Genomic DNA, 19,575 nt, shown 5'->3' with positions numbered 1-19,575 from the left:
AAGCTCTCGACCGGCATCAATGCCGACCTGTCGATCACCGGCACCGGCAACGCGCTGAATGCGCTTGGCCTCGCCGGCAACACCGGCACCGCCAGCGCATTCTCGGCGGCCCGCACCTCCGGCATCGGCGGCATCAGCGGCAAGACCCTGACCTTCACCTCCTTCAACGGCGGCACCGCGGTTGACGTCACCTTCGGCGACGGCACCAACGGCACGGTCAAGACGCTCGACCAGCTCAACTCGAAGCTTCAGGCCAACAACCTGTCCGCGACGATCGACGCCAACGGCCTGCTGACGATCTCGACCACCAACGACTACGCGTCCTCGACCATCGGGTCGAGCACCGCGGGTGGTGCGATCGGCGGCACGCTGACCTCGTCGCTCACCTTCTCGACGGCTTCCACCCCCGTCCAGGACGTCGTCGCGCAGACCTCGCGTGCCAATCTGGTCAACCAGTACAACAACATCCTCCAGCAGATCGACTCGACCGCGCAGGACTCCTCGTTCAACGGCGTCAACCTCTTGAACGGCGATCAGCTCAAGCTGGTGTTCGACGAAACCGCCAAATCGAGCCTGAGCATCACCGGCGTGACCTACAACTCCAAGGGTCTGGGCCTTGCTGCGCTGACCAGCGGTGTTGATTTCATCGACAACGCGGCCACCAACAAGGTGCTGACCAACCTGAACGCTGCGTCGAGCACGCTGCGCTCGGAAGCCTCCGCTCTGGGTTCGAATCTGACCATCGTGCAGGTGCGTCAGGACTTCAACAAGAACCTGATCAACGTGCTGCAGACCGGTTCGTCCAACCTGACCCTGGCCGACACCAACGTCGAGGCGGCCAACAGCCAGGCGCTCTCGACCCGCCAGTCGATCGCGGTCTCCGCGCTGTCGCTGGCCAACCAGTCGCAGCAGAGCGTGCTCCAGCTGCTCCGCTAAATCGCGGACGACATCGCAAGCAGGATCCGGCGGCGGGGCTTTGGCCCCGCCGCTTTTTCGTGTGTCATGCGATCTTTCGAGAGGTGAGGAGACGCTCTGAAAAGTAACCAGCGGTTATGGTTAATGGAGCGTAAGCGTAGAGAAACGCCAATTATTTCAGACGGATTGTCGATGCCATCCGCGCCTTCCGGCAGCTTATGGTGAACCGCCGCTTATGCCGGCGAGATGCGTTTCACCCTTTGTTAGCCATGTCCGCGCAGGCTGTGCCCGTCACTCGATCCGAAGCGATCGAACGAAGACGCGTAAGCCAGAAGGGTAAGAGTCATGTCCGGTATCGTTCTCTCTGCGTCGGTTCGTCAGAACCTGCTCTCTCTACAGTCCACCGCCGATCTTCTCGCCACCACACAGAACCGTCTGTCGACCGGCAAGAGCGTCAACTCGGCCCTGGACAATCCCACCAACTTCTTCACGGCGCAGTCGCTCGACAACCGCGCCAGCGACATCAACAACCTGCTCGACGGCATCGCCAACGGCGTGCAGGTGCTGCAGGCCGCCAATACCGGCCTGACCTCGCTGCAGAAGCTGATCGACAGCGCCAAGTCGATTGCCAACCAGGCGCTGCAGACCACGGTCGGCTACTCCACCAAGTCCAACGTCTCCACCACGATCGCGGGCGCAACCGCCGCCGACCTGCGCGGCACGACCTCCTATGCCAGCGCGACCGCCTACAGCAACGTGCTGTACAACGGTACGGCGGGCGGCGTTACCGCGGCCGTCGCAACCACCACTCTCGGCGCGACGCAAGGTACGTTCTCGAACACGGTTGCCGTGAACGCTGCCGACGGCACTACCGCCGTGACAGGCACGATGACCCTGATCGGCACCACCGCGGCCACGAAGATCAGTTCGGCTCCCGCCGACGGCGACACGCTGACGGTGAACGGCAAGACCATCACATTCCGCGCCGGCTCGGCTCCCTTGGCGGCCGCCGTTCCGGCCGGCTCGGGCCTCAGCGGCAACCTCGTGACCGACGGCAACGGCAACACCACCGTCTATCTCGGCACCGCCGCCACCCCGGCCGCGACCGTCAACGACCTCCTGACCGCGATCGACCTCGCCAGCGGCGTGAACACCTCGGTGATCGCAAGCGGGTTGGCGACGATCGCGAACAGCGCCGGCCAGACGCCTTCCTCGATTGCCGCGGGTATCGTGGCGCTGAAGAGCTCGACGGGTGCGGATCTGTCCTTGACCGGCAAGGCCGACCTGCTCACGGCGCTGGGCCTCTCCGGCGCAACGGGCGGCGGCAATGCGTCGCTGAGCGTCAACCGGACCACGACCGCGGGCTCGCTGGGATCGCTGATTTCCGATGGCGCATCCCTGAATGTCGACGGCCACGTCATTACCTTCAAGAACGCCCCGGTTCCGGGCTCAGCAGGTGCGCCGGCCATTCCAGCCGGCTTCGGCAAGAGCGGCAACGTGATCACCGACGGCAACGGCAACTCGACGGTCTACCTCCAGGCCGGCACTGTCGCCGACGTGCTGAACGCGATCGACCTCGCCACCGGCGTGCAGACCGCGTCGATTGCGGCCAACGGCGCGGCGACACTGAATACCGCAACCGGCCAGAGCAAGTCGTCGATCAACACCAGCGGCCAGCTCCAGCTCTCGACCGGCATCAACGCCGATCTGTCGATCACCGGCACCGGCAACGCGCTGGCGGTGTTTGGGCTTTCGGGCAACACCGGCAACGCGACGGCGTTCTCGGCGGCGCGCACCTCCGGCATCGGCGGCATCAGCGGCAAGAGCCTGACCTTCACCTCCTTCAACGGCGGCACCGCGGTCGACGTCACCTTCGGCGACGGCACCAACGGCACGGTCAAGACGCTCGACCAGCTCAACTCGAAGCTTCAGGCCAACAACCTGTCCGCGACGATCGACGCCAATGGCCTGCTGACGATCACGGCGTCCAATGACTATGCTTCCTCGACGCTCGGCTCGACTGCAGCGGGCGGTGCGATCGGCGGCACGCTGACCTCGGCGCTGACGTTCTCGACGGCTTCCACCCCCGTCCAGGATGCGGTTGCACAGACGGCCCGTGCGAACCTGGTATCTCAGTACAACAACATCCTGAACCAGATCGACACGACCGCGCAGGACTCCTCGTTCAACGGCGTCAACCTCTTGAACGGCGACCAGCTCAAGCTGGTGTTCGACGAGACCGGCAAGTCGAGCCTGAACATCACCGGAGTGACCTACAACTCCAAGGGCCTCGGCCTCGCCGCGCTGACCGTCGGCGTCGACTTCATCGACAACGCCGCCGCCAACAGGGTGTTGACCAATTTGAACGCCGCCTCGAGCACGTTGCGCTCGGAGGCTTCGAGCCTCGGTTCGAACCTCTCGGTGGTGCAGATCCGTCAGGACTTCAACAAGAACCTGATCAATGTGCTGCAGACCGGCTCGTCCAACCTGACCCTGGCCGACACCAACGTCGAGGCGGCGAACAGCCAGGCGCTCTCGACCCGTCAGTCGATCGCGGTCTCCGCACTGTCGCTGGCCAACCAGTCGCAGCAGAGCGTGCTCCAGCTGCTCCGCTAGTAAGCAACTGAAATTACGAGGTAAAATCGAGCGGCGGGGTCATTTGCCCTGCCGCTCTTTTTGCATTTGGAGGCGGGCAGGGGCCTTCACCCGCCGTTAACCCTATCCCTTAAACCGGCGTTAACCATACTTTAAAGGACACCTCCTAAAACTGGACAAAAGCCCGCTTTGCAGACCGCGCGGCCGATTCGTATCCGGTTCAAGAGGAAGACTCGCCAATGTCCAACATCGTTCTCTCGGCGTCCGTTCGCCAGAACCTGTTGTCGCTGCAGTCGACGGCCGACTTGCTGGCCACGACGCAGGAGCGGTTGTCGACCGGCAAAAAGGTCAATACGGCGCTCGACAATCCCACCAATTTCTTCACGGCGCAGGGGTTGGACAACCGGGCGAGCGACATCAGCAACCTGCTCGACGGCATCAACAACGGCGTGCAGGTGCTCCAGGCCGCCAACACCGGCATCACCTCGCTGCAAAAGCTGATCGACAGCGCGAAATCGATCGCCAACCAGGCGCTGCAGACCACCGTCGGCTATTCCACCAAGTCGAACGTCTCGACCACGATTCCCGGTGCGACGCCGGCCGATCTGCGCGGCACGACGTCGTATGCAAGCGCAACCGCCAACAGCAACGTGCTCTACACCGGCGCTCCCGGTGGCGTGACGCCGGTGACGGCCGCCGCCGCACTCGGCGCATCGTTGGGCTCGACCGCGGGCACGTTGACCGGCGCCGCCACCAACGCGGCCGACGGCACCACTGCACTGACTGGCACCGCGACGCTGATCGGCACCACGGCAGCGAGCACCCTCGGCTCGTCGCCTGCCGACGGAGACTCGATCACGGTCAACGGCAAGACCATTACCTTCCGGACCGGCGCGGCGCCCGCGACGCAGCCGACCGGCTGGGGCCTCGATGCCAGCGGCCACATCGCTACCGACGGCAACGGCAACTCGATCGTCTACATGGGGACGGCCGCCGCGCCCACCGGCACCGTCAACGACCTGTTGAGCGCGATCGATCTGGCCAGCGGCGTCAAGAGCGCGACGATCAGCGCCGGCGCCGCGACCATCTCGGTCAGCGGCTCGGCCGGTCCTGTCGGCACGTTGCAGGTGGCATCCTCCATCACGGGCGGCCAGGTCACGCTGAAGAGCTCGACCGGCGCCGATCTGAGCGTGACCGGAAAGGCCGACTTCCTCAAGGCGCTCGGTCTGACGGCCGCAACCGGCGCCGGCAATGCCAACGTCACCGCGGCCCGGTCGACCACCGCGGGTTCGCTCGGCACCCTCGTTCAGGACGGCTCGACGCTGAACATCGACGGCCACACCATCACCTTCAAGAACGCGCAAACGCCGCAATCGGCGGCGAGCGTCACGTCGGGTGGCGTCAGCGGCAACATCGTCACGGACGGCAACGGCAACTCGACCGTCTATATCCAGAGCGCGACGCTGACCGACCTGCTCAACGCCGTCGACCTCGCGACTGGCGTCAAGACGGCCAGCATCTTCAACGGCGCGGCGACGCTGTCGACCACGGCAGGCCAGATCCCGTCGTCGGTCAACAGCAGCGGTCAGCTTGCGCTTTCCACCGGCGTCAACGCCGATCTCTCGATCACCGGCACCGGCAATGCCCTCGGCGCATTCGGTCTCAGCGGCAATACGGGAACGGCGACCGCCTTCACTGCGGCCCGCACGTCCGGCGTCGGCGGCATCAGCGGCAAGACGCTGACTTTCACCTCGTTCAACGGCGGCACCCCGGTGAATGTCACTTTCGGCGACGGCACCAACGGCACCGTCAAGACGCTGGACCAGCTCAACGCGCAGCTGCAGGCCAACCACCTGACGGCGACGATCGATGCCAACGGCGTGCTCACGGTGACCACCGTCAACGAATACGCCTCGTCGACGCTCGGTTCGACCCTCGCGGGCGGCGCGGTCGGCGGCACCATCACCGGCGTTCTGGCCTTTACCACCGCGCAGCCTCCGGTCCAGGATCCGGTGGCGCAGACCGCGCGCTCCAACCTGGTCAACCAGTTCAACAACATCCTGGCCCAGATCGACACGACGTCGCAGGACTCCTCCTTTAACGGCGTCAACCTGCTCAACGGCGACACGCTGAAGCTCGTCTTCAACGAGACCGGCAGCTCCACGCTGAGCATCAACGGCGTGGTGTTCAATGCGGCGGGCCTCGGTCTCAGCAATCTCGTCAACGGCGTCGACTTCATCGACAACGGCGCCACCAACAAGGTGCTGGCCAGCCTGAATGCAGCCTCGAGTACGCTGCGTTCGGAAGGCTCCACCCTCGGTTCGAACCTGTCGATCGTGCAGGTGCGTCAGGACTTCTCCAAGAACCTGATCAACGTGCTGCAGACCGGCTCGTCCAACCTGACGCTCGCCGATACCAATGAGGAAGCGGCGAACAGCCAGGCGCTTTCGACTCGCCAGTCGATCGCGGTTTCCGCGCTGTCGTTGGCCAACCAGTCGCAACAGAGCGTGCTGCAGCTGCTCCGCTAAGTTCGCGGCGCAGGTTCGCTACTCGAGATTTCGCGGCGGAGCTAACGCTCCGCCGTTCTTTTAAGGGAGATCGCTAAGACAAGATTAGCTGAGATCGATGCGCATCACGCCGAGCGAGTTTACATCGTGCGTGCGTGCATCTAGCGTTGCGCCGACGAAGAGCTCCGTGCCCCGTAATTGTCCGGAGTGCTTCCAAGCACAACACGTAAGCAAATCTTAAGCGGTGCTGCCTAGGGTTGGGAAAGAAATCCTTAAGCGCGTATAACGCGCTAGGTAACGTCCAGGGTGTGATTGATGTCGAATTCCGCTGCCTCGGCTTATGCGCGTGTTGCAACGACCACCGCATCTCCTCGGGACATCGAGGCGCAGACCCTGCTCAAGGCCGCCAACAAGCTCCAGGACGCGGTGAACAACGCCGATCCGCTCAGCGAGCAGACCATGCAGGCCCTGATGTTCAACCGCAAGCTCTGGACGATCTTCCTGAGCGAGGCGATGCGTGACACCAATCCGCAGCCGATCGACGTCCGGCAGAAGATCGCCAACATCAGCGTGTTCGTGCTGAGCCAGACGGCCGCGCTGCAGATGAGCCCGCAGTTCGATCATTTCCGCCCGCTGATCGAGATCAACCGCAACATTGCTGCAGGCCTGTCCGGACGGCCGTGACGGAGAGCGGTCGTGGTCGAGCATTTGCCGACCGCGGACCAAGTCGATGCTGAAGGAAGCCGGCGCCGGGGCGGATCAACGACATCGCCACCGAACTTGCGGCGGACTCGACTGGTGTCGATCCGCCGTCGTGACGGTCGACACCTGGTCGTCAGGCGCTGACGTCCGTGCTGAGCGGACGCGAGGGCTCGGACTGCATATCCAGCGCATGGAAATAGGCGCGCCGGCGCAGCATCGCCTCGTCGGGGAACTGGGTCACCACCGCGTCGGTCCTGGCGTTGACGACCTGGAATACGAAGGATGCGGCCGCCTGGTCGAACACGACCTGGCGCGAGACGTTCTCGTGGTTCGGCAGATCATTGCGCACAGGCGCGCCGGTAGCGCTCGCGGCGACCGTCTGGCTCACCGGAAGATCCGTTTGCACGGCCTCGTTCGCCGCCACGTTGGACGTCGGTACGATCTGCGCGGGTGCCGGGATCCCCACCGGCCTGATGCTGAAATCTGTACTCATGGCAGCCTCCTGGTTGCCTTACGTGAGTCAAATCCCAACCCCTCTAATAACGCAACCATGGAACACCAGGTTTGAAGACCTGGTAAGGAAACGTGACTAACCGTGCGACGCCATCGCCGAGCAATATTTCGTAAAAATGTCGCTTGTTCCTGCGCGCTCAGAGCGAGCGGCTGACCGCGAGCGGGGTGATGTGGCGCGGACCCGGCGCGGCGCGGCGTCCCGCGGCCGTATAGGTGTTCGGCACGTTGCGCTTCTGGATCTCGGCGTTGACGCCGCGCACGACGCTCTCGGAGACAGCGTGCGCGGTCGCGAGCACGGTGAGATTGACCTGGAGCATCGCGCGAAACGCATCGTGGTGGCGATGCAGCGTCGAGAGCAACTCCGGCGCGGATTTCGCGAGCTGGGCCTGGTTCGCCTTCAGCTGGCTGACGGCGCCGACGTAATTGCGCGACAGCTCCTGCTTCTTGCTCTCGAGCGTCATCGCCTCGCGGACCTTGCCGGCGCGAACGAGCTCGGTCTCGCGCTCGATCAGTCCGAGCAGCGCGCTCATTGCGTCCATCAGGCCTTCGGCGAGCTTGCGCGCCTCGGTGCTGCCGGGCGCGGTGTTCGGACTCTGGGCTTGCATCGGCTGACGTGAGGCGTGGAAATGGTTCATTTCGTTTGACCTTATGCCGTGCGGATCGTTTTCGCCTGCTGCATGATCAGGGTGCGGTAGACTTCGGTGGCGACGCCGACGCCGCCGGCCTGGGCAAAGCTCTTGGAATATTGCTCGGTCAGCATCGAGCGCCACACCCCGGTGCCGGTCGTATCGCCGAACGGACCTTCGCCCTTCAGGCCCGAGGTCATCTGCGAGAACATGCTGTTGAGGAACATCGCCTCGAAATCGGTGGCGGTCTTCTGCGCCTTGGCCTGCTGCTGCGGTGAGACTTTCTGCAGCGCGGCGGCGAGCTCGAAGTCCGGCCGGCCGTTGCGGCTCTCCACCGAGAACGCCGAAGCGGTGGCGAGGCGCGGGGTGTTGATTGAGCCTGCCTGCATCACATCACCTCGATGTCGGCTTCGATCGCGCCGGCGGCCTTGATCGCCTGGAGGATGCTGATCATGTCGCGGGGACCGATGCCGAGGCCGTTGAGGCCGTCGACGAGCTGCTGAAGCGAGACGCCGTCCTTGACGACGGCCAGCTTCTTGCCGTCCTCGGTGACGGTGACGCTGCTGCGCGGCGCGACCACGGTGCGGCCGCGCGACAGCGGGTTGGGCTGACTGACCTGCGGGCTCTCGGAGATGGTGACGGTGAGGTTGCCCTGCGCCACAGCCACGGTGGCGACGCGGACGTCGCGGCCCATCACGATGATGCCGCTCCGCTCGTCGATGATGATCTTGGCGGCGAGATCGGGATCGACCTGGAGCTGCTCGATCTCGGTGAGGAATGCGACGACGTTGCCCTTGAACTCCGGCGGGACCGACAGCTGCACCGTCGATGGGTCGATCGGCTCGGCGGTCTTGACGCCGAGATAGTCGTTGACCGCAGCCGCAATGCGCTTGGCGGTGGTGAAGTCGGCGTTGCGCAGCGCCAGGCGCACGTTCGGCAGCCGATTGAGCGCGAACTCGATCTCGCGCTCGATGATGGCGCCGTTGGCGATGCGTCCGACGGTCGGAACGCCGCGCACGATCTTGGCCGCCTCGCCCTCGGCCTGGAAGCCGGAAATCGCGAGCGAGCCCTGCGCCACTGCATAGACGTTGCCGTCGGCGCCCAAGAGGGGGGTCACGAGCAGGGTGCCGCCCTGGAGGTTCTTGGCGTCACCGAGCGCGGAGACGGTGACATCCATGCGCGTGCCCTGGGTGGCGAAGGCTGGCAGGTTGCCGGTCACCATCACGGCCGCGACGTTGCCGGTGCGGATGGTGGCGCCGCGGATGTTGACGCCCATGCGCTCGAGCATCGCCTGCAGCGATTGCTTGGTGAAGGGGATGTTGTTGAGCGTGTCGCCGGTGCCGTTGAGGCCCACGACGAGGCCGTAGCCGATGAGCTGGTTCTGCCGCACGCCCTCGATGTTGGCGAGGTCCTTGATGCGCGAGGTCGCAGCCGCTGACGTGACCGAGAGCGCCAGCGCTGACAGCGCGGCGCAGGCCACCCCAACAATCCTCACCCAACGAACGCCTGGCATCCTCTGCTCCCCAAGGCTCCTAGAAAGGCTCCTCAAATCGGAAGGACCTGCACGACACTCCCATGACGAGCTGGTCCGGCGCTTTCCTTGCGAGCGCTGTGCCAACCCGGGGCTTCGGGATAGATCGCTGAATAGGTTGAATAAATCTGTTTCGACCGGTGTCAGCGGGTGTTGTGCCTGAGGAGCGAAACTGCCGCCTGTCGGCAGATTTTGCCGGGCTGTTTACGGGCCGTTAACCATAAAACGGCGAAGCTCCGGCATCGATCACCCGGATTCCTTCCGATGCGCATCTACGGACCGAACGGAACCACGCTGGGAACGCCGGCCAGCCAGGCCAGGCGGACCGGCTCTGGCACCTTCGTGCTGCCCGACACCTCGTCGGCACAGGAGACGCGGAGCGCTGCCGCACCGAAAACCACCGCCAACATCGACGCGCTGCTGGCATTGCAGGGCGTCGAAGAGGATCCGGTCGAGCGCCGCAAGCGCTCGGTCGCCCGCGGCAGGACGGCGCTCGACGTGCTCGACGATCTGAAGATGGGACTGCTGTCCGGAAACCTCGACGCCTCGACCGTGATGCGTCTGCGTGATGCTGCGGCGAACCTCAAGTCCTCGTCGGGCGATGCCGGACTCGATTCCGTGCTCTCGGAGATCGAGTTGCGCGTCGAAGTCGAGCTCGCGAAGGCCGGGCAGGCCTAGCGTCTACGCCGCTTCCTCCTTCTGCTGCGCATCGTAGCGGCGCTGCGCCGCGAGCACGTCCTTCAGATTCTGCTCGGCCCAATCGCGCAGTGGATCGACCGCCGCGGCCAGCGTCAGCCCGAGCGGCGTGATCGAATATTCCACCGTGACAGGAACGGTCGCGATGGCATGTCGCCTGATCAGGCCGTCGCGTTCGAGCGACTTGAGAACCTGACTCAGCATCTTCTGCGAGATGCCTTCAATCGTGCGGCGCAACTGATTGAAGCGCATCGGCTCCTCGCGCAGGAGCAAGAGGATCAGCACCGCCCATTTGTCGCCGACGCGATCGAGGATCTGGCGAGTAGGGCAGTTCGCTGCGTAGACGTCCGGTTTCATCGTCGGCCCTCAAGAGTCTGGTCGCTTGAGAATATGCATGCCGGTTACTCCAGCGTAATCAGGTAAGCACAAAGTGCTCTCTTAACACCAGCATCCTTTGCGATATCTAGTTACTGATAGTTACTATAGAAGCAAAGGAGCCTTCCATGAAAATCGCAGTCGCCGGCGCCTCGGGCCGGGCCGGGTCGGAGATCACCAGGGAACTGTCCCGCCGCGGCCACGCCGTCACAGCCATCGCTCGGAACCCCGAGAAGATCGCAGCCCTGCCCAACGTCACGCCGACCAAGGGGGATGTGCTCGACCAGGCCGGCCTCGCCAGGCTGTGGGCCGGACACGACGTCGCCGTGAGTTCCGTGCACTTCCTGGCCAGTGACCCGCTCAAGCTGATCGGTGCGGCGAAGGACTCCAAGGTCGGTCGTTACCTCGTCGTCGGCGGTGCCGGCAGCCTTGAGGTCGCCCCAGGCGTGAAGCTGGTCACAACGCCCAATTTTCCTACCCAATACAAGGCTGAGGCGGAGGCGGGCTCGGCCTTCCTCGACCTGCTGCGGCAGGAAAAGGACCTGAATTGGACCTTCATCTCGCCGTCGGCTTTGTTCGTCGAGGGGGAACGCACGGGCAAGTTCCGGCTTGGGACCGACCAGCTTCTCGCAGATGCGAACGGCAAGAGCTGGATCACCTTCGCCGACTATGCCATCGCGCTCGCCGACGAGGTCGAACGGCCCGCCCATCTGAGGCAGCGCTTCACGGTCGGCTATTGAGCCGTCAGCCGCCCCCCGGATCCCTCCAGGATAAACCTTCCTGTGCAAGGGCTTGGGGGCGGCACCGGGGCGATGAGGGGAAATATTGTCTGTCACAGGAGGCCGCTATATAACGCCCCGCTCGACGGACCTCGTTCCGTATGCGAGTCGTTGCTTAGACAGATAGGCCTCCCTTGGAAAAGTTGAAAAACTACCGACCGACCGACAAAGAGCCTTTCATGAACGACCGGCAGAAGGAGTACTTCCGTTTGAAGCTCCTCGCCTGGAAGGATGAGATCCTCAAAGAGTCCAAGCTCACCCTGCAGGCTTTGCAGGAGGAGAACGTGAACCACCCCGATCTCGCCGATCGGGCATCGTCCGAAACCGACCGTGCCATCGAACTCCGCGCCCGCGACCGCCAGCGCAAGTTGATCGCCAAGATCGACGCCGCGCTCCAGCGCATCGAGGACAACACCTACGGCTATTGCGAGGAAACCGGCGAGCCGATCTCGTTGAAGCGGCTCGAAGCCCGGCCCATCGCGACGCTCTCGGTGGAAGCGCAGGAGCGCCACGAGAAACGCGAGAAGGTCTATCGCGACGAATAGAGCCCGAGCCGCCAAGTGCGGCTCTTTGTTTTTGGGGCGCAAGGTGCCGCTTGGCGCCGTGATCCGCATTTTGCCTGCAGCTTGCAGCCGCGCGAAGCGTGATCGCGAAAAGTGAATCACGATCAATGGGCTAGACTCTACTCCTCCGAGCTCACGTGAGCTCGGATGAGAAACAGCCTTCACTTCAGGTGGGACGAGTTTTGCGAGTCGCATCAACGACATCGGCTCGAATGGTGAGACGCCGATCCAGCTGCATCAAGCATCGCTGCAATCAGGCCTGCCGCGACGCCAGGAGGCGCGTGTCCCCATAAAGCCTGGACCAGCTCAATATTTCCTTAAATGCCGGCAAGAGGCCGTAAGCCGCATCCGTCAGCTCGTACTCGACCCTCAAAGGTTTCTCCGTGAGGACGATGCGCGATACGAGGCCATCCTGCTCGAGCTCGCGAAGCTGCGTCGTCAGCATGTGCTGGGTGATGCCGCCGATCGATCGTCGCAAGGCACCGAAGCGAACCGCACCGTTCATCAGCGTAAACAGGATCTCCAGTTTCCACTTGCCGCCAAGCGCGTGGATGGCGCGCTTGAAGTCGCCGAGCAGGGCAGGATCCGGGCTGCAATCGCAGTCGTCGTCACAGTTGCTGGTCAGGTTTTCCATACCGGTCTTGAAATCCATTCTACTTGTCCCCTTGGAGATAGTGATCAGATGCGGCCTTGAGCAGGGCCGCGGCGGAACCGATCCGCCGGCGCTCGCATCGAGGGGAATTTGGCAATGAGCACTGTTCTGGTCACCGGCGGGTCGGGCTTCGTCGGCATTCACGTCGTCCTGCAACTTCTGGCCGCGGGCCATGCCGTGCGGACGACGGTGCGCCGGCCCGATCGTCGGGACGACGTGCTGGCGATGCTGCGCGAGGGCGGGGCGGCTGCGCCGGAAACCGTGTCTTTCTTCACGGCGGACCTCACGGCAGACGCGGGCTGGCGCGAGGCGATCGACGGGTGCGACTACGTCCTGCACGTCGCCTCGCCGCTGTCGACCAGCGTGCCCAAGGACGAGAACGAGATGATCGTCCCGGCCCGCGACGGCACGCTGCGGGTGCTGCGCGCCGCGCGCGAGGCCGGCGTCAGGCGCGTCGTCATCACCTCGTCGCTGGGCGCGATCGGCTACGGCCATCCGGCGCGTGAAAAACCGTTCGACGAGACCGACTGGACCAATCTCGATGGTCCCGGCCTGCAGCCCTACATCAAATCCAAGACGCTGGCCGAGCGGGCGGCCTGGGATTTCATCGCGCGCGAGGGCGGCGGCCTCGAACTGTCGGTGGTCAATCCCGCCGGCATTTTCGGTCCCGTGCTGGGGCCGGACTTCTCCGGCTCGATCGAGATCGTCAAATCGCTGCTCGACGGCGCCATGCCGGCGGTGCCGCGGGTTTATTTCGGCGTGGTCGACGTGCGCGATGTCGCCGATCTGCATCTGCGCGCGATGACGGCGCCCGAGGCCAGGGGCGAGCGCTTCATCGCGGTCTCCGGTGAAATGTCGATCCTCGATATCGCCAAGGTGCTGCGGCGGGAACTCGGGCCGTCGGCACGCCGGGTTCCGCGGTTTCAGGCCCCCGACTGGCTGGTGCGGCTGGCCGCGACCCGGATTCCCCTTTTGCGTGCGGTCGTGCCGATGCTCGGCAGGGTGCGGCATTCCACCAGCGCCAAGGCGAGGTCGCTGCTCGGCTGGGAACCCCGTTCCAGCCACGAGGCGATCCTTGCGACCGCCGAGAGCCTGATCCGGCTCGGCCTGGTCAAGGCGTGAGGTTGCCTCTGGCTTGTCACGCCCCGGCGGGGATGCTGAACTGTCGCCTTCGAATGCGTAGCGTGGGAGGCGGCGCCAATGGACAGGATACTCCAAGCCGCAAAGGCGATCGCGCTGGCGCGCCGCAACCATGCGCCGCTCGCGGCGCTGGAGCGTCCTCCCGCTGATGAAGCCGAGGGCTATCAGGTCCAGCGTGCCCTGCACGATCTCCTGCTGCCGCATCTCGGTCCGCTCGTCGGCTACAAGATCGGCTGCACCAGCCAGGTGATGCAGGACTATATCGGCATTCCGCACCCCTGCGGCGGCGGCGTGTTCCAGAAGGGAGTCCACGACAGCGGCGCCAAGCTCGCCACCTCCAACTATGTCCGGGTCGGCGTCGAGTGCGAGATCGCGGTGCGGCTCAAGCGCGACCTCGCCGCCGGCGAGGCGCCGTTCACGGCCGAATGGGTCGGCGAGGCGGTCGAGGCCTATCATCCCGCAATCGAGATCGTCGACGATCGCTACGTGAAGTGGGAAACGATGGGCGCGCCGACCTTGATCGCCGACGATTTCTTCGCCGCCGGTTGCGTGCTGGGCCCGTCGGTTCCACGTTCGTCGGTGCCTGACCTGAAAGCGGTCAAGGGCCGCGCCCTCGTCAACGGCGAGGAGGTGAGCCACGGCACCGGCGCCGACGTGCTCGGCCATCCCCACAACGCCCTCGCTTGGCTCGCCAACCATCTCGCCGCCGAGGGCAAGGGCCTACATGCGGGGCAGCTCGTGCTGACGGGCAGCCTGGTCAAGACGCTGTGGCTGAAAGCCGGCGACAAGGTGCGGATGGAGCTGGACGGGCTTGGGACGGTGGAGGCGGAGTTTACGTGAAGGGCACCGGTAGTCTTCGCAGTCATTCCCCGCGAAGGCGGGGAATCCAGTACGCCGCGCTGCGTCAGGACAATCACGAATATCTCCGAGTACTGGATCGTCCGCCTTCGCGGACGATGACAGAGGGGTGGGGCTTGAATGCTGTACCCTCATCCACGTCATTGCGAGCATCGCGAAGCAATCCAGAATCTTTCCGCGGCGGCAGTCTGGATGGTTTCGCTTCGCTCGCAACGAGTGAGTGTGAGGCGCGACTGTTCCATCAACCCAAGTCGCAATCGGACACGCCTTCGTATTCTCGCGGCATCTTCCGCCCGAGCTTTGGAATCGTTTTGCCCTCCTGAAGATCAAGAAGGCACAGGGAAGGCCGGGCGCCGGCTGGCACCCGAAGTCCCGCGTGTGCCTTAGAAGCGCGCACGGGGTGGACGACAGGTGACGCCGGTCGCCCGGCCTTCCCTGCGCGATGGTTTTCACGGTGTCCTTCGTGCTCCTCGGGGAGCGATGCACTATTGCCCCCGTCGCCTTGCGGCTGACTGATGTGCGCACCGGTTGGCCGCCACATCACCGCAAGACTTGACGCACAGACCCCGGGCGTCAGGACCACACGACTTCTCCGTCCGCGCACATCCTCGCTGGGCCCTCCACGGCTGGCGTGCGCTCACCGTCGAGACCATGCGAAGACGCTGTCAGCGCCGTGTCGTATCGCGCCGATCGCCGCTCACGGTTTCCCGCCCTGCAGCTATCATTCACGCCGACGCCGTCGCGGCCACCGCATTCCATCCCTCGTTTCGTGACGATTGCGATACGCCCTCTTGTGGAATGGAACGAAACGAGAACATAATGAGGTGGTCAGGGCGCGTCAATGAAAATTTTCAATAAACCGAATTTTCTGAAATTGAAAAATGGTAACGGGTGTGGTACCAAATGATCAAGGTCGAAGAATATATCGTCGATGATCGCAGCCCGTTTCGCGATTGGCTCGAACGACTTGATCCGCAGGCCCGCGTCACGATTGCGGTCGCGATCGAGCGGCTAGCCGATGGCAACAGGTCAAACGTCAAGTCCATTGGGGAGGGGGCCGCTGAACTCAAGATCAATCGTGGCCCTGGCTACCGGGTTTATTTCGGCTGGAACGGCAATTCGCTGGTTATTCTGTTGGGAGGCGGCACCAAGCAGAGACAGCAAAACGATATCGATACGGCGTTACGCCGCTGGCGTGATTACAAGTCAAGAGCACGGTAGGGAGAAGGTGATGCCATTAACTCGGAGTTTTCGCGACACCGTCCGTGCGATGGCGGAGCGCGATCCCGCCTTTCGCGAAGCGCTGTTCCTAGAGGCGATGCAGGGCCTGTTGCAAGGGGACGTCGACTACGGCCGCACGGCATTACGCACTTACATCAATGCGACCATCGGTTTCGAACGGCTGAGCGAGGTGATTGACCGTCCGCAAAAGAGCCTGATGCGGATGTTCGGACCACGCGGCAATCCGACGGCCGAGAACCTGATGGCGGTGATCCACGCACTTCAGAAGGAGACCGGCGTGCACCTGGAGATACGCGCCGTCGCGAATGCGGCGTGATGAAGAGCGCACTCTCGCCGCCGTCATTGCGAGGCGCACTCGCGACGAAGCAATCCAGGCTGTCTCCGTTGAGGGATTCTGGATTACTTCGCTGCGCTCGCAATGACGAGTGTGCTGTCGTGGCGTTGCAATAATGTCGCGGATCTGCCTCGCAGTACGCAGTTTCCGACACCATCCCGACAAGACATGTTGCGCTCGCCCGCAATCGGGTCTATGAGCCCCGTCCCATTCAACCTGCGCGTTCAACTGTGAGGAGACCAGCCGTGAGTACGTTGTGGCGATCGACACATTCCGTGCCGACGCTCTCAGTGCGTCCGGCTGACACTCATCCAATCATGTTGAACGACAATGGCACAGTCATTGATTCAGCGCCGGCGGGAGGCCGAGCGCGCGCGGGTTGAAGCCTACGAGCTGTCGCTGCAGCATGTGTCGCAGCGGACGCGTCCTCCACCGGATTTCAAGAATGCGATCTGCGAGGCCAGGCGTGGTTTCGAGGCAGACATCGTGCGCGATGCCGAGGCCTGGCAGCCGCGAATGAAGACTCGCGATGCCGCGCGTCTTCGTCTTGCTGCGGCTCGCTATCTCTTCGCGCGCTATCCCGTTGCCGAACATCTGGAGCAGATCTGGATCGACGGCGCGGGACTGGGCGCCGACGAGATCCGCTTGCGCAAGCGCTGGTACATCGCGGCGGCCGGCGGCGGTTCGCTCTACGCTGCCGGTGCGACCGAATGGCTGTCTCGCAAGGAGGTTCATGCGTTCCTCAATCCGTTGGGGAAGGTCGGCTTCGAGGCTGCGATCTGGCAGGCGATTGCGCGTTCCTATGCGACAGATCCCGCTGTTGCGATGCGGATCGCGCGCACCAGGATCACGCAGACGCAGCGCGCTCACCATCGCTTCTGGCGCGAGGTGGTGCGCTTCTTCTGCGCGCATCCCACCACGGTCGAGGACATGGATGACTTCCATGACTACCTCGCCGATTGCCACCGGCGTGATCCCGAGTACACCCTCAAGGGGCGTTCACTGATCTCGCTTGGGCGGCAGATGCGCGAATGGCATCGCGATCTCGATGCGATTGCTCGTATTGAGGCCGCACGCCGTCGCGCCGAGGCGGCGCGAAACCGTGCGCGGGGGCTGGCAGCAGGCCCCGAGCAGAGCGAGGACCGTTGGCTCGGTGCAGCGATCGCGGACTGGTCATGGACAACGTCGTCCAAGGACCGGGCCAAGCGCGAAGAATATGTTGTGGTCCAGTTGAGGACGGCAGCCGATCTCGTGGCTGAGACGCGGGGCATGCGTCACTGCGTCGCCACTTACGCGACAAAGTGCATTGCCGGGCATGCCTCGATCTGGTCGCTCCGTCGCCGTGCCTCGGGTGACGTCCAGCGGATGCTGACCATCGAGCTTGATACCCGTTCCCGGGCGGTTCAGGTTCGCGGGTTTGCGAACCGCCCGCCGCTTGCCGAGGAGAGCAAGATCCTCCAGCGGTGGGCGCAAGCGCGCGGGATCATGCTGCTGTGAGAGAGACGCCTGCACCGCCTCGGCGGCGGAGGCAAAATACATGCGGCCCTCGCCAGGGGAGCTAGCGAGGGCCGCGTCGTACATCGTCGCTCGCGCCTAGGTTCGCGAACACGATGTGGGAGCTCTTGAAGAGGCTTAGAAGGGCAGCAGCACGTCCATGACTTGCTGGCCGTAGCGCGGCTGCTGCACGTCGGTGATCTGGCCGCGGCCGCCATAGGCGATGCGGGCCTGGGCGATCTTGGTGGAGTCGATGGTGTTGTCGCTCTGGATGTCCTCGGGGCGCACGATGCCGGCTACGATCAGCTCGCGGATCTCGAAGTTGACGCGGATCTCCTGCTTGCCTTCGACGACCAGGTTGCCGTTCGGCAGCACCTGGGTCACCACGGCGGCGACGTTGGTTTGCAGGGCTTCCTTGCGGTCGACGCTGCCCTTGCCCTCGCTGGACGAGGTCGAGTCGGCTGTCAGGATGCGGCCGGGCAGGATCTTGTTGGCCTGGGTGATCGTTTGGGAGCCGATGAAGTCCGTGATTCCGGAATCTTCCTTGTTGGTGCGGCTGCGCGAGGTGTCGTTCTCGATGTTGGCCTTGTCCGTGATGTTCACGGTCACGGTCAGGAGGTCGCCGACCTGGCGGGCGCGCTGGTCCTTGAAGAACGCGCGGCTGCCGTTGCGCCACAGCGAGTTCGGATTGTAGGAGGCAACTTCCGGCTTCGGCATCGGCATCTGCACCGGCTTGTAGCCGGGCTGCGTCGTCGGATTGTCGATCGCCGACAGCTTCGGCTGCTCGCCGATCTGCGACAGGCGGTCGATCGAGGAGCAGCCGCTCGCCAGGGCACAAGTTGCCAGTAGCAGGGCAGAGATCGCGATGCGACGAAGGCGGAAGGCCGAACTGAACCTGGACATGACTTACTCTGACTTGGCTGGAGCTTGCGAGGGGCGAACTTGCGGGATCTGGGCTTGCGGAATCTGGGCTTGGGCGATCTGGGCCGCAGACGCAGGCGTCTGGATCAGGCTCTGCGCCAGGGCTGCGGCCGGCGGCACGTCGTCACGTTTGATCGACGAGGTCTGCTCGATGGCCGGCGTCATCGGTGCGGACTGACTCGCGCCCTGGACCGTCACCTGGCCGCGGCCGGTGACGACGCCGGTCAGCGTGCGCTTGGAGTGTAAATTCAGCACGCTGACGGTGTCGCCCTCGGCGCCGTTCTCGATCGCCTTGCCGCGCGTGGTGAGATAGAGGCCGGGCACCTGGTAGATGATGGTGACGGCCTGATCGCGCAGCACGAAGTCGGGCTTGACGATGTCGGCGACGCGGAGCGGCGTGCCCGCGCGCATCGCCCGGCGCAGCTGCATGCCGATGCTGCGGTCGCGCGCGGCCGGTTCCCCGGTGACCTCGGCCTTCGGCCGGCGCTCCAGCGAGACGTCGGAGGATTTCAGAAGCTCGGCGCGGTCGATGTCGCGGGTCAGCACGGCCACTTCCACGGTCTCGATCGCGGTGCCGGTGAAGCGCAGCTTGGTCGGCGCAGAGTTGCTGTCGTTGGCAATCTCGAAGGCGATGTCGAAACGGCCGCTGCGGGCGTCGTAGCGGGTTGCAACCGGCTCGAGCGCGCCGGTGTTGGAGGCATCGAGCCGCATCTCGGCGACGCTGCGGTCGAACGTGATGGTGATGTTGGCGGCTTCTCCGAGGCCGAAGCGGCGCTCGAGCGCAGCGGTGACCGCGTCCTGGATGTCCTTGCTCGCGAGCGTGCGGGCGAGGCGGGTGACCTGGACCTCCTTGATGTCGCCGGTCGTAACGCCGATCACCTGTTTTGCCCGCAGCACCGAGAGCACCTGGCCAACCGTCAGCGTGCCGGTGGTGCCGAGATCGGGCGAGCGGTAGACCGGGATCAGCGCGGCCGATCCTGCGTTCTCGATCAGATCGCCGATCCGCACCACGTCCGCCGTGACGGTGACGCTGGCGCGCAGCGCCGGCGAGGCGATGAATTCGTCGGCGGCCACTGCCGGCAATGCCAGCAAGAGAAGGGTGGAGATCGAGGCGAGCGTGGTGCGGATCATC

20 protein-coding genes are annotated in these 19,575 nt (G+C 64.3%); 12 read left to right on the top strand and 8 right to left on the bottom strand.

Going from position 1 to position 19,575, the window contains the following annotated elements; all coding sequences use genetic code 11:
* From EDE08_RS38005 to flaF, 4 genes are all read left to right on the top strand, one after another.
* The coding region (locus tag EDE08_RS38005; RefSeq protein ID WP_283810593.1) for a DUF1522 domain-containing protein at positions 1-936 on the top strand (936 nt) is incomplete at its 5' end.
* A 324-nt stretch (positions 937-1,260) separates the two neighbouring features.
* A complete protein-coding gene (locus tag EDE08_RS38000; RefSeq protein ID WP_131874759.1) occupies positions 1,261-3,531 on the top strand; it encodes a DUF1522 domain-containing protein in 2,271 nt (756 codons plus the stop codon).
* 218 nt (positions 3,532-3,749) lie between these two features.
* Positions 3,750-6,038 carry a DUF1522 domain-containing protein gene (locus EDE08_RS37995; protein ID WP_131874760.1) on the top strand — a complete coding sequence of 763 codons (2,289 nt, stop codon included), beginning with the start codon at positions 3,750-3,752 and terminating at the stop codon, positions 6,036-6,038.
* A 294-nt stretch (positions 6,039-6,332) separates the two neighbouring features.
* Entirely contained in the window at positions 6,333-6,701 is a 369-nt protein-coding gene (flaF, locus tag EDE08_RS37990; protein WP_028181463.1) for a flagellar biosynthesis regulator FlaF, read from the top strand.
* A gap of 151 nt (positions 6,702-6,852) precedes the next feature.
* On the opposite strand, the gene EDE08_RS37985 is transcribed toward flaF, so the two are convergent.
* The 4 genes from EDE08_RS37985 to EDE08_RS37970 form a co-directional block, all read right to left on the bottom strand.
* A complete protein-coding gene (locus tag EDE08_RS37985; RefSeq protein ID WP_131874761.1) occupies positions 6,853-7,212 on the bottom strand; it encodes a hypothetical protein in 360 nt (119 codons plus the stop codon).
* Between the two features lie 157 nt (positions 7,213-7,369).
* A complete protein-coding gene (locus tag EDE08_RS37980; protein WP_028181461.1) occupies positions 7,370-7,867 on the bottom strand; it encodes a hypothetical protein in 498 nt (165 codons plus the stop codon).
* Between the two features lie 11 nt (positions 7,868-7,878).
* A complete protein-coding gene (gene flgJ / locus EDE08_RS37975) occupies positions 7,879-8,247 on the bottom strand; it encodes a flagellar assembly peptidoglycan hydrolase FlgJ (protein WP_028181460.1) in 369 nt (122 codons plus the stop codon).
* Positions 8,247-9,371, bottom strand: coding sequence for a flagellar basal body P-ring protein FlgI (locus EDE08_RS37970; protein ID WP_131874763.1), 1,125 nt, complete (start codon positions 9,369-9,371; stop codon positions 8,247-8,249). Before EDE08_RS37970 ends, flgJ begins: the two co-directional genes overlap by 1 nt.
* A gap of 282 nt (positions 9,372-9,653) precedes the next feature.
* Between EDE08_RS37970 and EDE08_RS37965 the strand changes: the two genes are divergently transcribed.
* The gene (locus tag EDE08_RS37965) at positions 9,654-10,067 is read left to right on the top strand and encodes a flagellar assembly protein FliX (RefSeq protein WP_131874764.1); all 414 of its coding nucleotides are present in this window, start codon (positions 9,654-9,656) and stop codon (positions 10,065-10,067) included.
* Positions 10,068-10,070: 3 nt separating this feature from the next.
* Here EDE08_RS37965 and EDE08_RS37960 read toward each other — a convergent pair whose 3' ends face one another.
* Positions 10,071-10,442: a winged helix-turn-helix transcriptional regulator gene (locus EDE08_RS37960; RefSeq protein WP_061023262.1), complete on the bottom strand. Its 372-nt coding sequence runs from the start codon at positions 10,440-10,442 to the stop codon at positions 10,071-10,073.
* A 146-nt stretch (positions 10,443-10,588) separates the two neighbouring features.
* On the opposite strand from EDE08_RS37960, the gene EDE08_RS37955 reads away from it, so the two are divergent.
* Together EDE08_RS37955 and dksA are read left to right on the top strand one after the other, a co-directional pair.
* Positions 10,589-11,200, top strand: a complete 612-nt coding sequence (locus EDE08_RS37955) for an NAD(P)-dependent oxidoreductase (RefSeq protein ID WP_131874765.1) — start codon at positions 10,589-10,591, stop codon at positions 11,198-11,200.
* A gap of 218 nt (positions 11,201-11,418) precedes the next feature.
* Positions 11,419-11,784 carry an RNA polymerase-binding protein DksA gene (gene dksA, locus EDE08_RS37950; protein WP_085966600.1) on the top strand — a complete coding sequence of 122 codons (366 nt, stop codon included), beginning with the start codon at positions 11,419-11,421 and terminating at the stop codon, positions 11,782-11,784.
* 271 nt (positions 11,785-12,055) lie between these two features.
* Here the strand turns inward: dksA and EDE08_RS37945 are convergent, their stop codons facing one another.
* On the bottom strand, positions 12,056-12,454 hold the full coding sequence (locus EDE08_RS37945) for a winged helix-turn-helix transcriptional regulator (protein ID WP_207913204.1): 399 nt from the start codon (positions 12,452-12,454) through the stop codon (positions 12,056-12,058).
* Positions 12,455-12,550: 96 nt separating this feature from the next.
* Here EDE08_RS37945 and EDE08_RS37940 point away from each other — a divergent pair, with 96 nt between their 5' ends.
* The 5 genes from EDE08_RS37940 (at position 12,551) to EDE08_RS37915 (ending at position 17,525) form a co-directional block, all read left to right on the top strand.
* On the top strand, positions 12,551-13,576 hold the full coding sequence (locus EDE08_RS37940) for an SDR family oxidoreductase (protein ID WP_131874766.1): 1,026 nt from the start codon (positions 12,551-12,553) through the stop codon (positions 13,574-13,576).
* Positions 13,577-13,654: 78 nt separating this feature from the next.
* Positions 13,655-14,434 carry a 2-keto-4-pentenoate hydratase gene (locus EDE08_RS37935; protein WP_131874767.1) on the top strand — a complete coding sequence of 260 codons (780 nt, stop codon included), beginning with the start codon at positions 13,655-13,657 and terminating at the stop codon, positions 14,432-14,434.
* 921 nt (positions 14,435-15,355) lie between these two features.
* Complete coding sequence (locus tag EDE08_RS37925; protein ID WP_245525007.1) at positions 15,356-15,673, top strand: type II toxin-antitoxin system RelE/ParE family toxin; 318 nt, start codon at positions 15,356-15,358, stop codon at positions 15,671-15,673.
* A 10-nt stretch (positions 15,674-15,683) separates the two neighbouring features.
* Entirely contained in the window at positions 15,684-16,010 is a 327-nt protein-coding gene (locus tag EDE08_RS37920; RefSeq protein ID WP_131874769.1) for a helix-turn-helix domain-containing transcriptional regulator, read from the top strand.
* Positions 16,011-16,358: 348 nt separating this feature from the next.
* Positions 16,359-17,525 (top strand): PcfJ domain-containing protein, encoded by a 1,167-nt coding sequence (locus EDE08_RS37915; RefSeq protein WP_131874770.1) that lies wholly within the window; start codon positions 16,359-16,361, stop codon positions 17,523-17,525.
* A 135-nt stretch (positions 17,526-17,660) separates the two neighbouring features.
* Here the strand turns inward: EDE08_RS37915 and flgH are convergent, their stop codons facing one another.
* Positions 17,661-18,425 carry a flagellar basal body L-ring protein FlgH gene (flgH, locus tag EDE08_RS37910; protein WP_131874771.1) on the bottom strand — a complete coding sequence of 255 codons (765 nt, stop codon included), beginning with the start codon at positions 18,423-18,425 and terminating at the stop codon, positions 17,661-17,663.
* A 3-nt stretch (positions 18,426-18,428) separates the two neighbouring features.
* On the bottom strand, positions 18,429-19,574 hold the full coding sequence (flgA, locus tag EDE08_RS37905) for a flagellar basal body P-ring formation chaperone FlgA (protein ID WP_165936422.1): 1,146 nt from the start codon (positions 19,572-19,574) through the stop codon (positions 18,429-18,431).
* Between the last annotated feature and the right edge of the window lies 1 nt (position 19,575).

The organism is Bradyrhizobium sp. R2.2-H (assembly GCF_004346455.1).
Lineage (GTDB): Bacteria > Pseudomonadota > Alphaproteobacteria > Rhizobiales > Xanthobacteraceae > Bradyrhizobium > Bradyrhizobium diversitatis.
Note: the sequence above shows the minus strand (reverse complement) of the source record. Positions and strands in the feature narration are given on the sequence as shown.